The organism is Streptomyces echinoruber, from assembly GCF_014651135.1.
Taxonomy (GTDB): domain Bacteria; phylum Actinomycetota; class Actinomycetes; order Streptomycetales; family Streptomycetaceae; genus Streptomyces; species Streptomyces echinoruber.
This window is the reverse complement of sequence record NZ_BMWH01000007.1, coordinates 174,109-189,667: the sequence shown is the minus strand read 5'-3', so window position 1 is coordinate 189,667 and position 15,559 is coordinate 174,109. Positions and strand designations below refer to the sequence as shown.

The following is a 15,559-nucleotide window of genomic DNA, read 5'->3' as shown; positions in this document are numbered from 1 at the left end:
ACCACCCACCCCACTCGCCCCCTCCACCCCACCGGCCCCACTCAACCCCCACCAGGGCACACCCGGATTCACCGATCCCCACCCGGGCCCCTCCGAACCCACCGATCCCCACCCACCCTCATCCGCCCTCACCCGCCCCCATCCGCCCTCACCCACACAGCCCACCCGCATCGCCCGTTTCCTCCCGCTTTCCTAGCGTGAGGACATGACTGCCCCGATACCCAGGGACATCCCGGACCTCCCCGCCCTCCCGGGCATGCCCTCCCTGCCGCATGCCCCCGTCCCCGCCGCGGCCGTGGTCCCCGTGACCCGCCGCCCCCTGGCCGCCGCCGTTCGCCTGCTGATCGCCCTCATGGCGGCCGGGGCGGTCGCGGTCGAAGTGCTCTCCGGCCCGTCGGTCCTCCGCGTGCTGAGCCACTTCGCCGTCCAGAGCACCCTCCTGCTGGCCGCGGTCCAGGTCCTCTCGGCCCGCCGCGCCAGAACGGCCCGCCGCCCCCTGCCGTCCGGAGTGACCGGCGCCGCGCTCCTCTACGTCACGATCACGGCGCTGGTCCACCACCTGCTCCTGACCCGCACCACCCCTCCGTTCGCGATCACCCCCACCCCCGCCACCCCGCCCCTCCTCCACCACGCGGCGAACGTCACCCTCTACACACTCGTCCCCGCGGCCGCCCTCCTGGAGTGGCTCCTCCTGACCACCCCCGGCCGCCTCCACCTGCGCCAGGCCACGCCGTGGCTCCTCTACCCCCTGGCCTACCTGGCCTTCACCCTCACCCGCGGCGAACTCATCCCCCCGGGCAAGCCCGGCCGCTACCTCTACCCCTTCCTCGACGTCGCCCGGCACGGCTACCGCCACGTCCTGGGCAACGCCCTCCTCCTCGGCCTCTCCTTCTACGCCCTCGCCCTCCTCCTCATCGCCCTCGATCACGCCCGCCCCAACCCCGTCCGCCGCCGCCGCAAAACCGGATTTCGTCTCCAGCCGCCGGTGGGCTAAAGTAAACGTCGTCGCCGCGACGAGCAGCGACACCGGGGTGTAGCGCAGCTTGGCAGCGCGCTTCGTTCGGGACGAAGAGGTCGTGGGTTCAAATCCCGCCACCCCGACAGAGAAACACCAGGTGAGGCACCTACTGAATTCAGTAGGTGCCTCACCTGTTTCGTCTGCGTGTCTATCTGCGTGACTACCGCTCCGGACCCCGCTTGAAGATGCCGTCCATGACCACGGCACCAGTCTGGATCACGGGGCGGATCTGCTTGCGGTAGACCTCCTCGGTCACAGCCGTTCCGGAGTGGCCGACGAGCCGGGAGATCTCCTCCAGCGGGACGCCACGGTCAGAGAGCAGGGACACGAAGCTGTGCCGGAGCTCCCGAGGTGTCCACTCGTCGGCATTGATCCCTTCGGCGTTCTTGAGCGCCTGGCGGAAGGCGCGCCGCACGTTGGTCGCGTCGAGCGGCTTGCCCACGGCGGACGAGAAGACGAGACCGTGTTCCTCCCACTTGTCACCAGCGGCGAGCCGGTCCCAGCCCTGTTCCTCGAAGTGCTGCCAAAGGACCTCCACGCACCGCGCCGGCAAAGCGAGCGTGCGCCGGGACTTCCGGGTCTTTGTGTCCCCGTCGCGCCGGACCGAGCGCCACACGGCGATGTGCGGAGGCTGCGGCGGATCGGCGTCAGGCTTGCCCTTGAGGAAGACGTGATCCCAAGTGAGCGCCCGCAGCTCCTCGGTACGCGCTCCGGTCAGCAGAGCGACAACGATGTACGCGTGCATCGACGTCCCTTCGGCCGCTTTGAGTACCGCCTCGGCCTGGGCGAGGGTAAGGGCCTTGGACGGACGTCCCGGCTGGCCTTGGGGTACCGAACACAGTTCGACCACATTGCGCTTCACCTTGTCCCGCGCCATAGCGCGCTTGACTGAGCGGTTCAGGCAGGAGTGGATCGCCTGGAGGGTGCGCGTGCTAAGGGTCTTGGCCTTGGTGGCCAGCCAGCGGTCGACGTCTTCGGCACTCAGGTCCCGCAGCTTGCGAGCACCGAGAGCCGGGATGACATGCGTTCGGCACAGGTTCGTGCAGTTCTCTACCGTGCTCGGATCACGACCCGCCAGGCCGTACGCCAGCCAGTCGTTCACGGCATCAGCGACGGTGTAGCCGGTCGGCGCGATGGCGAGTCCGTCCTCGTAATCCCGCAGAACCTCCTTCAACTTCTCCTTGGCGGCCGTCTTGGTCTTGCCGCTGGCCCGCTTCACGATCCTCTTGCCGGTCGGGTCGTAGCCCAGGCTCGCCGTTGCGATCCAGCGTTGACGCTTGTCGTCCCAGTGAAGGCCGCCGTCGCCTCGGCTGCGTCGCTTGGCCATCAGGCGGCCTCCTCGAGCTCGCGGTTGATGAAGTCGCGCAGGGCGTCGGCGGGTATGCGGCGGGAGCGGCCGACGGTGATGGAGACCAGCCGACGGGAGCGGATCAGGTCGTAGACCGTGGAGCGGCCGAGCCTGAGCCGCGCCATGACCTCGGGGACGGTCAGCAGTTCGGGGGTGGCGGTGGTCATGCGGCGGCTCCTTCCTGACTGAGTTGGTCCTGTAGGGCTTCGCGGGCGGTTTCGCGGTTGCGGTGCAGGTTGCGGGCGATGGTGGCGGCGAGGACGGACTCGCCGGGGGTGTGGCCGTGGCCGGCGTACTGCCAGTCGGCCAGGACCAGGACGGTGTCGGGCTCGGCGTCGTCCAGGCCGAGGGCGGCGCGTTCCTGGGCGGCGCGGTAGTCGGCGCGCGCCTGGCGCAGGGCGCCCAGGGTGGTGGAGTAGCGGCGGGACTTGGAGGAGAAGTGGCCGCGGAAGCCGAGCATGTGCGCCCAGCGGGCGAGGTGGCGGTCGGGGTAGAGCGGCTGCAGTTGGACGCAGGCGGCCATGAGGCGCCGGGCGTGCTCGGGGACGTCCAGCCGGGCGAGGTCTTCGCCCAGGCCGGTGCCGCGGCAGGGGGTGCACCGGCCGAGGGCCGAGTCGGCGCGGTCGTAGCGGCGGGAGCGGCCCGTTCCCCGGCACGAGCGGCAGTAGACGGCCGTGTCCGGGGTGCCGGTGGTCTCGGCCGCCTTGGTGGCGTACTTGGCCACGTAGGAGGCCACCGCCTGCTCGGTGATCTGTGAGCCGTCGCCGAAGGCCCGCACCGGCCGGACGTCGAGCTGTCGGCCCCACTGGAAGGTGCGGGCGGGTTGGTCTCCGGCGGCGGGCACGGTGACGCTGCTGTACCGGTGTGCGGCGGCGGCGCGGATGGCGTCGGTGAGCAGGTCGACCGTCGCCCAGGACGGCGGCGGGGTGTCCGGGCCGTCGGGGCCGTCGAGGCGGATGACCGCGTGGAAGTGCACGGCGCCGCGCTTTTGGAACTCAGCGACCTTGCCGTACGACAGCCGCGCGCACTCCTTGAGCTGTCGCTGGGTGAGGCCGGCGCGGGCGGCGATCTCGCGGCGGAGCCGGTTGGTGAAGCGCATCCACAGCTCTCCGGCGTGGTTGTTGAACAGCACCGCGCCCGCGTAGTCGTACGTCGCCGGGTCCAGGGCGGTGCCGAGGGCGGGATCGTCGGCGCGGTGGCGGGTGCCGCAGCGGCAGACGCCGCGGTCGGGCCGGTTGTGGACCGGGCCGAAGGAGGGGGCGGTGAGGGTGGCGAAGACGCGGGGGTGGTCGCGGACGGTGGTGGGGATGTCCTTGTCCTCGTCTCCGGCCAGGCCGACGCGGATGAGGTGGTAGGTGTCGCCTGCGTAGGTCCAGGCGCAGGCCGGGCAGCGGGAGGCACGGCGGTTGCCGCAGGCCACGCGCAGCCGCCCGCCCGGCTCGGTCTGGGTGGAGTAGTGGTGCAGCATCTCGCCGGTGGTCTTGTCCTTGTGGACCACCCAGCCGCGCAGGTGGATGGGGTCGGCGCAGCCGCCGGTGCGGCGGATCTGGTCCTCCCACCGGTGGTAGTCGGAGGCCGCGGCCACCCTCAGCACATCGCCGAGGGTGGCCGCATCAAGCAGGTCAGGCACGGGCGCCCTCCCGGTCACGGCGGGCGGGGGCGGTGCCAATGCCGTGGCAGGCCGGGCAGTGGGCGGTGATGGTGCGCAGGTGGCCGCGGGCATCGCGGCCGCCGAGGGTGACGGCGACGGAGGCGAAGCCGTCGCAGGCCGGGCAGATCCGCGGCGCGGGCGAGGTGTGCTGGGCCATGATGGTGGTTCCTTTCGATTGCGGTTGGAAGGAACGGCCCCGGGTGGCGGCGTGCTTGGCGGCTTGTGCGCCACCCGGCGGCCGGTCAGCCAGAGGCGCGGGAGCCCCGGCGGCCACGGCCCTTGGCCGCGTACATGGCCGCGTCGGCGGCGGCGAGCGCGTCGGTCAGGCACGGCGTCGGCAGCTCGGCGACGCGGCAGACGCCGACCGAGGCGGCCAGCGGCAGCGACGTCCCGGCGTAGGGCAGCGGCCGGTGCAGTGCGGCGGTGAGCGCGTCCAGGTCGGCGGCGGCCAGGTCGCGGACGACGGCCACGAACTCATCCCCGCCCAGGCGCCCGGCGGTGCCGTTCCGGCCGCACCAGGTACGGAGCCGGTCGGCGGTGGCGACCAGGGCGGCGTCCCCGGCGGCGTGGCCGTGGGTGTCGTTGAGGGCCTTGAAGTGGTCGAGGTCGACCAGGAGGACGGCCGCGGCCGGGTGCCGGCGGATGCAGTGCTCGGCGCGGGCGGTCCATCCGGCGCGGGTGTGCAGGCCGGTGAGCGGGTCGCGGCGGGCGGAGGCCAGACGGCGGGTGAGGACGCTCCCGTGCACGGCCCAGCCCAGTAACGGCACCAGAGCCGCGGCTATGTGCGGGTCCATAGGTGTTTCTCCTTGGCGATGGCGGTTGGCTGGCGGTACGCGGTCCCGGAAGGCGGCGGCGTGCTTGGCGGCTTGTGCGTCCGCCTCCGGGACCGGTCAGCGACGCTTGGCGTCGGTGTTGACGAGCGAGCGGACGACCAGGGCGCAGACGGCGACCGAGGCGGCGGTGACGGCGACGGCCAGGAGCATGGAGACCAGGACGGCGCCGACGACCAGGACCACGGCGGTGCCGCCGCCGACGAGGGCGAGCGCGGTGCCGGGGGTGAGCTGGATGGTGGGCCGGGACGGTGCCGGGGCCGGGGTCGGCGGGTGCTGCTCGATGGTGGTCGGCTCGGCGGCGGTGGGCGGCGAGCCGGGCCGGGCCGGGAGGGGCATGGTGGGGAGCTTGGGGCGGAGCATCAGCGGACTCCCTTACTTGAGGAGGCTGTCGATGGCGGGGGCCAGGACGCTGTCGGCGAGGAGGAAGCCGCCGAGCAGCAGGACGGCGATGAGCCAGGCGGGCGGGCGGATGAGCTTGACGCCGAGGTAGCCGACGACGAGCAGGGCGAGCCAGAGCGGGACCTGCATGGGTGGCCTCCTAGCGGACCTTGCAGCGGTGGGTGCGGGCGGCGAGCTGGGCGGCGGAGGTGCTGGAGTAGTCGGCGGACCAGCCGCAGCCGTCGTTGGTGCACACCGCGGCGTGCTTGGTCTGGCCGTGGCGGTCGCGGTGGGTGCCGATCTGCACCGGGCCGATCCGCATCACGGAGTGGAAGAAGTCGCGGGCGGGCATGTCAGTCGGTCTCCTGTCGGGTCGTGGCCGGGTCGGGGAAGCGGGCGCGGATGGCGGCGGCGGTGGCCGCATCGGAGGTGCGCCGGGCGGCTTCCTCGGCGAGCAGGTGGGCGAGGTAGGGCCGGTGGGCGGCGGCCATCTCGCGGGCGCCGTCGAGGTAGTCGGCGGCGGTCAGGTCGGCCGGGTCACGCGTCATGGCGACGGTTTCCTTCCGCGTCAGGCGAGTTGGGCGGCGATGGCGTCGGCGAGCTGGGGCGGCACGCCGAGGCGGACGCGCAGCGTGTCGGTGTCGATCGGTGATCCGGTGCGGGTGCGGTGGTCGGCAGCGACCTTGCGGGCGTGGTCGACCAGCGCGGCCGGAACCGGGATGGAAGCGGGCGGGGACACGGGCAGCGCTTGGGCAGGTTCCGGAGCTTTGACCGCTTCCGGCTCCGGCTCGGACGCGGGTTCGGGTTCCGGGTCGGCAGCGGGATCGTGCTCGGGGTCGGCCGCCTCAGCCGGTTCGGCAGCCGCGGTTTCCTGCGGTTCCTCCGCCTGAGCGGGGAGGTGGACGAGGAGGGTGCCGCCGAGGAAGGCGAGGGCGGGCCACCCGGCGACGAGGATGCGCAGCCAGGCGGGTACGGAGCCGAGGTCGAGAAGGCCGGCGGTAGCGACGTTCGCGCCGAGGGACGCGGCCAGCGCGACGGCGAACCAGAACCACGCGGCCCTGACCGGTTGGCCGGACGGACGCAGCGCCCGCAGCCGTCGCCAGGCGGCGACGAGGAGCAGGTCGACGCTGATCGGGTAGGCCCACGCCTTCCACCCGTCCTGTCCGGCAGCGGCGGCCAGGTCATGCAGGTGGGCGAAGGACAGGGCACCGGCGATCACGGCCTGTACGAGCACGGCGTCGACCCGGAGTGCGGCACGCATCGTCGGTCTCCTTTCTGGTCTGGGTCAGGCCACGGCGGGGGCGGTTTCGGTGGCTGGTTCGGGGACCGGGGCCAAGGACGGCAGGACCGGCCGGAAGGCCGCGAGTTCGGGCAGTTCCGGGGTCAGCTCGGCGTGCCGGTTGCAGGCGTCGACGGCCTTGCGCAGCGAGGTGTGCGGGGCACGGATGCGGGACCACCCGCCGGTGGAGTCACCGGCCACGGCGACGCCGGGGGTGTCGGGTGATATCTGGATGGCGGCGAGGACGGCGTCCGGGGCGATGTCGCCGAAGGCCATGTTCGCGCTGGATTCGTCGTTGACGCGGTGGGCGGTGCGGCCGGTGAGCTGGGCGCGGAGCATGGTGATGCCCTTGCCGAGTTCGGAGCCGAAGCGCTGCCCGCAGATCTCCAGGTAGATGCCGGCGGCGCGGCCGAGCTGGGCGAGACGCGCGAGAGCGGTGATGATCCGGTCCCGGCGCTTCTCCTCTTCCCTGGTGTTGAACAGGGCGAGTTCGGCGACCTCGTCGACGAGGAGCACGATCGGGACCGGGCGCAGGTGCTCGGGCAGGTCCCAGATGTCGGCGGCGATCTCCGCGTCCGGCACGTCGGCGGTGATGCGCTGCTCGGCGCGGATGAGCTGGTAGACGGCCTCCATGCGGGACACCAGGGCGTCGAGGAGTTCGGCGGCGGTGTCCGCGTTGTCCGCCAGGGCGGAGAAGCGGCGGGCCAGCGGGTACAGCTCGACGCCCTGCTTGCAGTCGATACCGACCAGGGCGACCGGCTGGGCGGCCAGCTCGGTGACCAGGTTGCGCTGGTAGACGGACTTGCCTGACTTCGTCGCGCCCAGGGTCAGCGCGTGCGGGACGGTGCGGTAGTCGCGGTAGTGCACCGCGCCGTCCTCCCGCAGGGCGACGGGAACGCGCGTCGGTGTGCGCTCCAGCTTGGCCGGCATCTGCACCCGCTTGAGTACGTCGTAGCCGGTCATTCGCAGCTCGACGACGCCCGAGCGCAGCTCACGCGAGGTCACGCCGTACATGCCGAAGGAGTGCCGCAGGCGGTCGCACGAGGCTGCCACGTCGAAGGCGTCCTGTCCGGGCCGCAGGCCAAGCCGCAGGACCAGGCCGGTGCGGGTAGGGCGCAACCGCAGGATGCGCGGAGCCCGCGGGCCGGGGACGGGTCGGTTCGCGGCCCGTGCCAGGGCCAGCCGCCAGCGGGACGGCGGGACCGTCAGCCCGCAGGCGTCCATCACCGAGCGGTAGCGGACGGCGACCCGCAGCACGGCGAGGGTGACCCCGAAGGTCAGCCAGTACCAGGCGGGGCGCCGCCACCGCAGAAGACCAGCGGTGACGGCGACCAGCAGCAGCGCGACGGTGAAGCCGGTCACGGTCAGGCCGCCTTCGGCTGTGCGGTGCTGTCGACGATGGGCGTGACGGCGATCGCGCGGAAGCTGATGCCGTGCCGGCGCTGTCCGTTGAACTCGTTCTCCCATGGCCGCGCGATCAGACCGGTCAGCGCCACCGGGGTCCCCATGGCCAGCTCACCGGAGATGCCCGGCTCGGGGACGGCGACGGAAAGGATCTCGACCTCGCCGTTCGCGGCGAACATCACGTCGACGGTCATCATCGAGGCGCCGGTCTCGGGGTCCGTGGCGATCTCGCCGGTACGGCGGTCACGGATCTTCGGCTGCGGGGGCCGGGCAACCATCACGGTGGCGCCGGAGGTGTCCACAGGAATCTGACGCATCGTCTTGTCTCCTGAGTGGGTGAGTTGTTGACCGACATCCCGTCGGTGATCTCAGGAGACCGTGAGAGGGGGTGGACACATCACCGTCCGCATGGACGTTTAGGGACGTCTGATGTACCGTCAAAACGTCCCCAGCGGTCCTAGTGAAGGGCACGTCATGGCGAACGAGCGTCTGCGCGCGGCGATTTCAGCGAAGGGCGAGACGATCCAGTCCGTCGCGGAGCACGTCGGGGTGGACCCCAAGAGCGTCGAACGGTGGATCACCACCGGCCGGACGCCGCACCGCGGGCACCGCTGGAAGGCGGCGAGCTTCCTCGGAGTCGACGAGGTCTATCTCTGGCCGTCAGTGGAGAAGCAGGCGGAGAAGGCCAGCGCGTCCGAGCTGATCACGTACTACCCGCACCGGGGCGCGGTGCCCGCCCCGCTCTGGACGTCCCTGTTCGAGAAGGCGACGGACCAGGTCGACATCCTCGTCTACGCGGGGCTGTTCCTCTTCGACAATCACCCGGACCTGCCCGACCAGCTCGCCGAGAAGGCGAAGGCCGGCGCCCAGGTCCGCATCCTGCTCGGTGACCCCGACTCCGAGGCGGTCCGTCGGCGCGGCGAGGAGGAGGGCATCGGCGACGATCTGGCCGCACGTGCCCGGATAACCCGCCGCTACCTGGAGCCCGCCATGTCGACGCCCGGCGTCGAGGTCCGGCTGCACGACACGATCCTCTACAACTCGATCTACCGGTTCGACGAGGACGTTCTGGTGAATCCGCACGTCCTTGGAGCCCCCGCCGGGCAGAACCCGGTGCTGCACTTCCGGTACCTCCCCGGAGCCCGCACCTTCCGGCACTACATGCGGAGCTTCGACTACGCATGGGAGCGGGGCCGGGCGGCATAGCACGGCTCGGACGTGCAACGCTGAACACATGGCCCGTGTCGACTACTTCAACGATCCGAACGCCCCGAAGGCGAACAGCCTCGTCCCCTCCGTGACCGTCGTCGCTCGCAACGAGGCCGGAGAGGTCCTGTTGATCCACAAGACCGACAACGACCTCTGGGCCCTGCCCGGTGGCGGCGTCGACCTGGGCGAGTCGGCCCCCGACGCAGCCGTACGCGAGACGAAGGAAGAGACAGGCTTCGACGTGGAGGTGACCGGCCTCGTCGGCATCTACACCAACCCCGGGCACGTCATGGCGTACGACGACGGCGAAGTCCGCCAGCAGTTCTCCATCTGCTTCCACGCCCGCATCACCGGCGGCCGGCTGCGGACGAGCAGCGAGAGCAAGGAAGTCGCCTTCGTCGACCCGAGCAAGCTGGACGAGCTGAACATCCACCCGTCGATGCGCATGCGGATCGACCACGGCCTGGCCGACCGCTCGGAGCCCTACATCGGCTGATGGGCCATGCGGCCGAGAGCCCGCTCAACCGCGCCTTTGAGGTACGGCCGCGCCTTGCTGATCGCGTTGTGAACCACACTGCCCGGCTCGTAGCGGACCAGGATTTCGTCGATCCGGGTGTCGAAGTCGAAAGACTGCCCGGCGGGGCCGGTCGTCATGTCCGCGAAGATCAGGGCATCGAGGACCGGGGAGTCTTCCCGCTCGTAGACGGCCAGCTCCGCCGACAGCCCGCGCTGTTCCGCCTCGTACACGGCCCCGGAGTGGTGGGCAACCAGCCGCACCAGGCGCGCCGGCGCGCCCAGCGATTCGAGGTGGCGAGCCCCGTCGAGCGGATGGAACCCGGTGTCACGCAGCTCGGGTGCGTAGCCGATGTCATGCAGCCACGCGGCAGCGACGAGGAGATCCCGGTCCGCCTCCGGCACAGCCGCGGCAGCCTCGCGAGCCCGAGCGGCCACGGCCTGGGTGTGCAGCCAGCGGTTCCCGAGCGGAGGAAGCAGGGACTCAGCGAGTTGGGCCGCTCCCTGGGGCGTGTCCAGTGCAGAAGGCATGGATGGAACGGTAGCCGAGTCGAGCAGCGAGCCGACAGGCCACGATCGGGCGGTTGCCGATCATAGGTGCGGTAAAACTTTCCCTACGTTCATCAAGGCCCGCGCACGGCGCGGGCGCGCGCCGCCTCTGCGGCGCGGCCTGCCTCCTGTCTGCGCCCCGGCTGGCCGCGCCCGGCGGCGCGCTGTGTGCATGCGGACGAAGGTAGAAAAACCCTCTGTGGCTGAGGCCGGTCGGCTCCACGGCTTTAGGCAGCCAATTTGGCGCGAGCCTCGCAGATCATGGCCCAAGATCGGGCACTAACGGGCAGGCTCACAAACCTGCCCGATCCGCGGGCCAGCGTAATGGGCCATGATCACTCGCGCCAAATCAGCTCCAGCCCAAAGCCGCTCCACCGACCTGGTGCCAATCTGCAGCCATCAGCTGACCAGGAGCTTCAAGCGCTCATGCAAAAGAGGATAGGTCTCTACGCGAGGGGGGATAACTGGCTCGTCAGGCGGCGGAAAAGGGGGCACCCAGTTGAGTGCCGCCACCACGTCATCAACGAGTTTCGACATGTCCTCGTCGTCGAGCGCGACGACGAACCCGCGATGATCGAGGGCTGTATCACGACACCTCTTCAGGAACCGCTCCTTATCCTCGAAAGACCGACAGGCCAGAATCCCAAATCGCCCTCTCAGAGGAGAGAATCGAGATGAGATTTGATCGAGTTCCGGATTCCCCACCTCTCGCCCATAGTTCTTGCACTCCACGAAGACATATTGGGCGGGAATTTTGTGTCGCGTCAGGAAGGCGAAGAACCCATCCTTCGCGTTGTTGGTGTAGGTGATATCAACCCTTTTTCGCCCCTCATGAATCTCATGCTCCATTTCCGGCATGATGAGCGACGGATAGAACAGGGCTGTGAGCAACGCCTCGACGCGAGCGTGATAGTTGTTCGCTTCCGCGTTCCCGACCGGAGTACTTACTACAGCCTGAAGAAGCTTTCGATAGTCCGGCGCTGGAGTGCCACTTGCTTCACTCAGCTCCGCGTGCGAAATCACGTCGGGAGCGATTTGCGCCTTGACCTCCTTGTAGTGCCGATAGACAGACGGACGTTCTAGAGTCTCTCGCCTCACGTCTGGCTTAGTGGATCCGTACTTTACCTCGACATCCTTCCTGTAGACCTTCCTCTTGCCACTCTTCAAGACCCGCACCAATTTACTGCGAGGATCAGCCTCTTCTTCGGCCTGCAATGTCGGCACAAGATGATTCCGGTAGTACTCCGACCGCGACAAGTGCAGATCTCGGCGTACGATCACCTTCGGAACAAGCAGGAGCTTTTCTCCGTCAGCGATAGGCAGCTGGGTTAGCCCGTTCTCCCACTCCAAGGTCTGAGCATTCCAGACCGGCCCGCTATCGACGCCCTCCTCAAGCGGGATACCGACAGCGGTGGCCATTTGGCGTGTATAAGTGATCAACGGGCCACGAATTATGTTAGTAGTAACATCGGATATTATGTCTTTGTCGACTTTATCGATAAAGAAGGCCGTGTCTTCCAGATCTTCAATGAGACCTGTTTTGGCGGCCTGACTCTGCGCCAATTTAGAGGCGAACTCCTCCCGCATCCACTTACCAAACCCCCTCCCAGCGCTCTTTCCCTTAGAAATCCCAAGATGGGTTTCGTTTGGCTCCCCAAGATTACCAAGAAGGTAATCGGCTCGCGCCTTATCGCCGTGCCGTACGGCGTCAAGGACACTGTCGAAGAAAGTCGTGAGCATGTGAATGCATTCTTTCCCCCAGTCATCGGAGAGGTGACGGATCGTGCTTGGGTCAATGTAGACAGGGACATCCATGACCGTGTCTACGTCGACAAAATCAAGGGCCCCCTGTCCGCGGTTGAGGTTGTAGTACTCCGAAACTCGCATGGTCCCCCCCGGGATCGAATGCCAAGATAAGGACTGCCGTACCCACTCAATCACTCCCCGTAAACCAGGTCCCATGCAGTCCAGTCAGTGATCTTCAGGAGACCAAGCGGCAGCCGGTCCTAAGCGCGTCATGCATGAGCGCCCTCCCGGGCCGTCTTGGGGCCGTGGGTGGGCGTTCAACGATGACCAACGTCGACAGCTCAGCAGCAGGTCAGGGCGTTGATCGATAAGGCGACCGCGGGTCATGACCGCCGATGATCAGTTGTGGCTGTACAGCGCTTGGGGCACAGTCGCAGGGCCTGCGGTGAACGGTGGCGAGGTCAGTCGAACCACGTAGACAGCAGACCCGCGATAGTTGCGCACATCAGGCCGATGGAAGCCAGGACGGCGGGAGCTGTGACCTCTGGGGCTTGCTCAAGACCGACAAGCTCGATGCGCTCTCGGATGTGCAGAAGGTCGCCCATGGTGCTCTCGCTGGGTACCTCTCGTTTCAGCCTGCTCCTACGCTCTTCCTCCGAGAGTCCAGGATCTCCCATGATCTCTTCGTATCTACGGAGCTTCCGCCTGAGGTGATCTCGTCGGCCGCCAATCCGCCGCCACAGCAGCCAGACGCCAAGTGCCGGCAGTACGCCGCTGGCTACAGTCAGGATGGTGATCACCAGTTTCACCCCTGCACTATGCGGTTAACACGAGGCGCCAGGGAAGCCTTGGTCCTCGGCGTCGGCGCAGCAGTGAGTGCCTAACTGCGTGACAACGCCGACGAACAGCGGCGGACGAGCACGGACGCCTGCGGACCATCGGTGCAGGTGAGAGGCACAGCGGCCCAAGGTCAGGCACCCGCACAAGTTGCTTCGGGACGAAGAGGTCGTGGGTTCAAATCCCGCCACCCCGACAGAGAAACACCAGGTCAGGGGCCTGATCCGCGGCGCGGGTCGGGCCCCTGATCGGTTCCGGGGCCGATCGGGGAGCCAATTGGGAGCCGAGTTCGGGATCCCTCCCGGGCGTCCCCCCCCCATCCCGCCTCTGCACGCGAGCATCAGCCCTATTACCGAGCAAATGGATCCCGCGTCGGCGAGGCGCGCCAGCCGGCGGGCGGCGCACGAGCGAAGCCGGGTGGTCTGCTGCTCGATGAGCCACCTCGATCTCCTTGTACGCAGAGTGCGGGTGAGTGTCCAAGAGCCGGCGGAACGCATTCCGCGCAGGACTCCCGATACAGCCGGCATCGACCGTGGACGATGTTGTTGTCAGTGCCCTGCTGCACCATGGGAAGGCGTTCTCCGTCCCGAAGTGCCGCGGCTCCCGTTTCGATCAAGAGGCGGGCAGTCATCCAGACGGGGACTCGGACGAGCGCTCAGACGACTCCTCGGACATGGATCGGAGCCTCATGGACAGCGGTGGAGCCGCCCCCGGTCTTCCTTTGAACTTCCTGCGCGCGCTCGCTGCGGACAGCGGGGCGGATGACCCGCCCGCGCGGATGGCCGCCGAGCAAGCCCGGTCGATGGAGGAGGGGCTGGAGCGGCGGGAGTTGCTGGAAGCGCTGTTGCGCGGCCCCTACGGCGACTCTGCCCCGTTGTGGTTGCTGGAAGCCGCGATCGACAGTGACCTGGCACGGAAGCCGCCGCAGTCGGATCCGCCCTACGGACCGCCCATGGATCTGGCGCTGCTGGCTCTTTCGCACCCCTCCTGTACACCGCAGTTGCGGCACGAGTCGCTGGGGCGCTGCACCGCCGTCCAGCTCGGCCGTCTCGGCTCGGCGCAGGCGAGCGACGTCCTGGCCGGCGCCGTAGCCGAGGCACTGCGCGAACGGAGCCCGCACCAGCGACGCATGACGGTCGATCTCCTCGACACGCCGACGGATGCCCAACTGGTGCTGCGACAGCACCGACTGCACAGCACCGTCATCACCACTGCTGTCGATCTACTACCGTCCTATCCTCTCGTCGACGAGGAAGACGGTGAGGACACGTCGACATGGCTGGAGAGGCAGGAAGCCGCCGAACAGGCCTGGCGCACCATGTGGAAGCAGGTCCTGACCGCGCATCCCGAACACCACCGGCTCCTCGTCGACTGGTCCGACGACAAAGATGCCGGACACGTCATCCGAGAGCATTTGCTGGGCACCATCCCCTGGGACGTTGAGCCGGAACTGCTTGAGGAAATCGCCCAGGAGGACCTCGCGTCCTTCCCGATCTCCGTACTCACCACCCGAATGTGCCGCATGCGCCGGGACGGGGCAACGCAGCAAGAGGTGCGCGAGCACTTCGCAAATGACCTGGCGGAACTCACGCCCCAGCAGTACAAGCGCATCGACCAGCTCCTGGCGAATGACGAGTACGGTCTGCACTACGGCTGCCGGGCTGCCATATCCCGCACTGCGCGGGCAGCGGACAGTAGGTGGCGGTACATCCTCAACCCCGACCAGGCACGGCAGTACGGGGAGCCTCGGACTTGGCGAGCCTCTGCAGACCAGTTGGCCTCCCTGGCCCAGAAGTTCGCCGGGCACGCGGCCGTGGCGCTGGAGCTGTGGGAACCCGACCCGAAGTCGCCGGTCCGCTCGGCGAGGGATCTTCGCTGGGTGCACGACCTCTTGCAGCATCTGCCGGTGGTCACCCCGCAGGTGAAGGAGAAGGTGCGCCTGATCTGCCGGGAGGCGAAACGAGGGCTGGCCGGGCGTCGGGACTACGGCGGGTACGGGCCGGACTCGGACGCCCAGCAGGCTCGTGAACTCCTTGACGTCATCGAGCGGATGACCGCCGAACCGTTTCCGGCTCCCGGCCCGGCGCGCGCAGCGTCCCTCGGCAAGCCGGACCAGGTCACTGTGCGGGGCCTCGCGGGCGCTCCGGACGCTGTCCTCGACGACTACTTGCGACGGCATCAAGGCGACGACGCCCTCGTGGAAAAGGCCCTGCTGTCCTTTGCCTTCCATGCCTACCGCCGTGACCTGTCCTTCGCCGACGTGCTGAAGCGCCACTCAGACCCGCAGAGCGCACTGCTGGACCTCACGCGGAACCTCCGCCGACGCCTGGGCGGTGGCCCACGCCTCCGGGAGGCGTGGGTAGACGCTGTGCTGAGCCTGCCCACCGACGATCCCGAACTGATCCGCGCCCTGCCCGCCTGGACCGCCCTCAAAGCCAGAGGACCCCGCGGCCAGGCAGCGCACCCAGCGGTCACCTCGGTCGTACGCACCGCCCTTGGCGACGACGCCGAAGCATGGCAGCGGTTTGCGACAAGTCCGGCCAGCTACGCGGGGCACACGGCCTGGCTCCGCCTCGGCGATCTCCTTGACGCCGCCGCGAACGGAACACCCTGGCCCACACCTCCGCACAAGTAGCCAAACCTGCGATCAGCGCCGACGGACCTGACCAGCCCTGGGCGCGTATCCGCGGCAGCAGGAAGTGGCAGGCGGCTTCCGTGTCCCCCGGCCGTCAGGAGGATGCGGTTGTCGCCTCCGCACGGCCCGGGAGCATTTACCGCAACACACCGACGACGA

At 68.8% G+C, this 15,559-nt stretch carries 19 protein-coding genes and 1 tRNA gene; 5 read left to right on the top strand and 15 right to left on the bottom strand.

Translation table 11 applies throughout. The annotated features are described in order from the left end of the window. The first annotated feature begins 205 nt into the window (after window positions 1-205). A complete protein-coding gene (locus IE225_RS12480; protein WP_190057507.1) occupies window positions 206-994 on the top strand; it encodes a Pr6Pr family membrane protein in 789 nt (262 codons plus the stop codon). Between the two features lie 33 nt (window positions 995-1,027). Further along, a tRNA-Pro gene (locus IE225_RS12475) sits at window positions 1,028-1,101 on the top strand. Window positions 1,102-1,178: 77 nt separating this feature from the next. On the opposite strand, the gene IE225_RS12470 is transcribed toward IE225_RS12475, so the two are convergent. The 12 genes from IE225_RS12470 to IE225_RS12415 all read right to left on the bottom strand — a co-directional run bounded on the left by IE225_RS12470 (window position 1,179) and on the right by IE225_RS12415 (window position 8,228). Then, window positions 1,179-2,345 (bottom strand): site-specific integrase, encoded by a 1,167-nt coding sequence (locus IE225_RS12470; protein ID WP_190057506.1) that lies wholly within the window; start codon window positions 2,343-2,345, stop codon window positions 1,179-1,181. Next, entirely contained in the window at window positions 2,345-2,533 is a 189-nt protein-coding gene (locus tag IE225_RS12465) for a helix-turn-helix domain-containing protein (protein WP_190057505.1), read from the bottom strand. Before IE225_RS12465 ends, IE225_RS12470 begins: the two co-directional genes overlap by 1 nt. Beyond that, entirely contained in the window at window positions 2,530-4,014 is a 1,485-nt protein-coding gene (locus tag IE225_RS12460; RefSeq protein WP_373303176.1) for a replication initiator, read from the bottom strand. Before IE225_RS12460 ends, IE225_RS12465 begins: the two co-directional genes overlap by 4 nt. Then, entirely contained in the window at window positions 3,989-4,174 is a 186-nt protein-coding gene (locus IE225_RS12455; RefSeq protein ID WP_190057503.1) for a hypothetical protein, read from the bottom strand. The genes IE225_RS12460 and IE225_RS12455 overlap by 26 nt, the downstream gene beginning before the upstream one ends. An 85-nt stretch (window positions 4,175-4,259) precedes the next feature. Then, the gene (locus IE225_RS12450) at window positions 4,260-4,811 is read right to left on the bottom strand and encodes a GGDEF domain-containing protein (protein WP_190057502.1); all 552 of its coding nucleotides are present in this window, start codon (window positions 4,809-4,811) and stop codon (window positions 4,260-4,262) included. A 96-nt stretch (window positions 4,812-4,907) separates the two neighbouring features. Further along, complete coding sequence (locus IE225_RS12445) at window positions 4,908-5,210, bottom strand: SpdD-like protein (RefSeq protein ID WP_190057501.1); 303 nt, start codon at window positions 5,208-5,210, stop codon at window positions 4,908-4,910. A 12-nt stretch (window positions 5,211-5,222) separates the two neighbouring features. Next, the gene (locus tag IE225_RS12440) at window positions 5,223-5,378 is read right to left on the bottom strand and encodes a hypothetical protein (RefSeq protein ID WP_190057500.1); all 156 of its coding nucleotides are present in this window, start codon (window positions 5,376-5,378) and stop codon (window positions 5,223-5,225) included. A 10-nt stretch (window positions 5,379-5,388) separates the two neighbouring features. Next, window positions 5,389-5,580 (bottom strand): mobile element transfer protein, encoded by a 192-nt coding sequence (locus IE225_RS12435; RefSeq protein ID WP_190057499.1) that lies wholly within the window; start codon window positions 5,578-5,580, stop codon window positions 5,389-5,391. A 1-nt stretch (window position 5,581) separates the two neighbouring features. Then, window positions 5,582-5,776, bottom strand: a complete 195-nt coding sequence (locus IE225_RS12430; protein WP_190057498.1) for a hypothetical protein — start codon at window positions 5,774-5,776, stop codon at window positions 5,582-5,584. Window positions 5,777-5,796: 20 nt separating this feature from the next. Further along, complete coding sequence (locus IE225_RS12425; RefSeq protein ID WP_190057497.1) at window positions 5,797-6,489, bottom strand: DUF2637 domain-containing protein; 693 nt, start codon at window positions 6,487-6,489, stop codon at window positions 5,797-5,799. Window positions 6,490-6,513: 24 nt separating this feature from the next. Next, window positions 6,514-7,869: an FtsK/SpoIIIE domain-containing protein gene (locus IE225_RS12420; RefSeq protein WP_190057496.1), complete on the bottom strand. Its 1,356-nt coding sequence runs from the start codon at window positions 7,867-7,869 to the stop codon at window positions 6,514-6,516. Between the two features lie 2 nt (window positions 7,870-7,871). Beyond that, the gene (locus IE225_RS12415) at window positions 7,872-8,228 is read right to left on the bottom strand and encodes an SCO3933 family regulatory protein (protein ID WP_190057495.1); all 357 of its coding nucleotides are present in this window, start codon (window positions 8,226-8,228) and stop codon (window positions 7,872-7,874) included. A gap of 157 nt (window positions 8,229-8,385) precedes the next feature. Here IE225_RS12415 and IE225_RS12410 point away from each other — a divergent pair, with 157 nt between their 5' ends. Further along, window positions 8,386-9,117: an XRE family transcriptional regulator gene (locus tag IE225_RS12410; RefSeq protein WP_190057494.1), complete on the top strand. Its 732-nt coding sequence runs from the start codon at window positions 8,386-8,388 to the stop codon at window positions 9,115-9,117. Between the two features lie 28 nt (window positions 9,118-9,145). Beyond that, on the top strand, window positions 9,146-9,616 hold the full coding sequence (locus tag IE225_RS12405; RefSeq protein ID WP_190057493.1) for an NUDIX hydrolase: 471 nt from the start codon (window positions 9,146-9,148) through the stop codon (window positions 9,614-9,616). Here IE225_RS12405 and IE225_RS12400 read toward each other — a convergent pair. The 3 genes from IE225_RS12400 to IE225_RS12390 form a co-directional block, all read right to left on the bottom strand. After that, a complete protein-coding gene (locus IE225_RS12400; RefSeq protein ID WP_190057492.1) occupies window positions 9,604-10,164 on the bottom strand; it encodes an HDIG domain-containing metalloprotein in 561 nt (186 codons plus the stop codon). The two genes, IE225_RS12405 and IE225_RS12400, sit on opposite strands and share 13 nt — an antisense overlap. 417 nt (window positions 10,165-10,581) lie before the next feature. After that, the gene (locus IE225_RS12395) at window positions 10,582-12,069 is read right to left on the bottom strand and encodes a DUF8370 family protein (protein WP_229879476.1); all 1,488 of its coding nucleotides are present in this window, start codon (window positions 12,067-12,069) and stop codon (window positions 10,582-10,584) included. Window positions 12,070-12,389: 320 nt separating this feature from the next. After that, window positions 12,390-12,737 (bottom strand): hypothetical protein, encoded by a 348-nt coding sequence (locus tag IE225_RS12390; RefSeq protein WP_190057491.1) that lies wholly within the window; start codon window positions 12,735-12,737, stop codon window positions 12,390-12,392. 716 nt (window positions 12,738-13,453) lie between these two features. On the opposite strand from IE225_RS12390, the gene IE225_RS12385 reads away from it, so the two are divergent. Further along, a complete protein-coding gene (locus tag IE225_RS12385) occupies window positions 13,454-15,400 on the top strand; it encodes a hypothetical protein (RefSeq protein WP_190057490.1) in 1,947 nt (648 codons plus the stop codon). Window positions 15,401-15,559 lie beyond the last annotated feature (159 nt).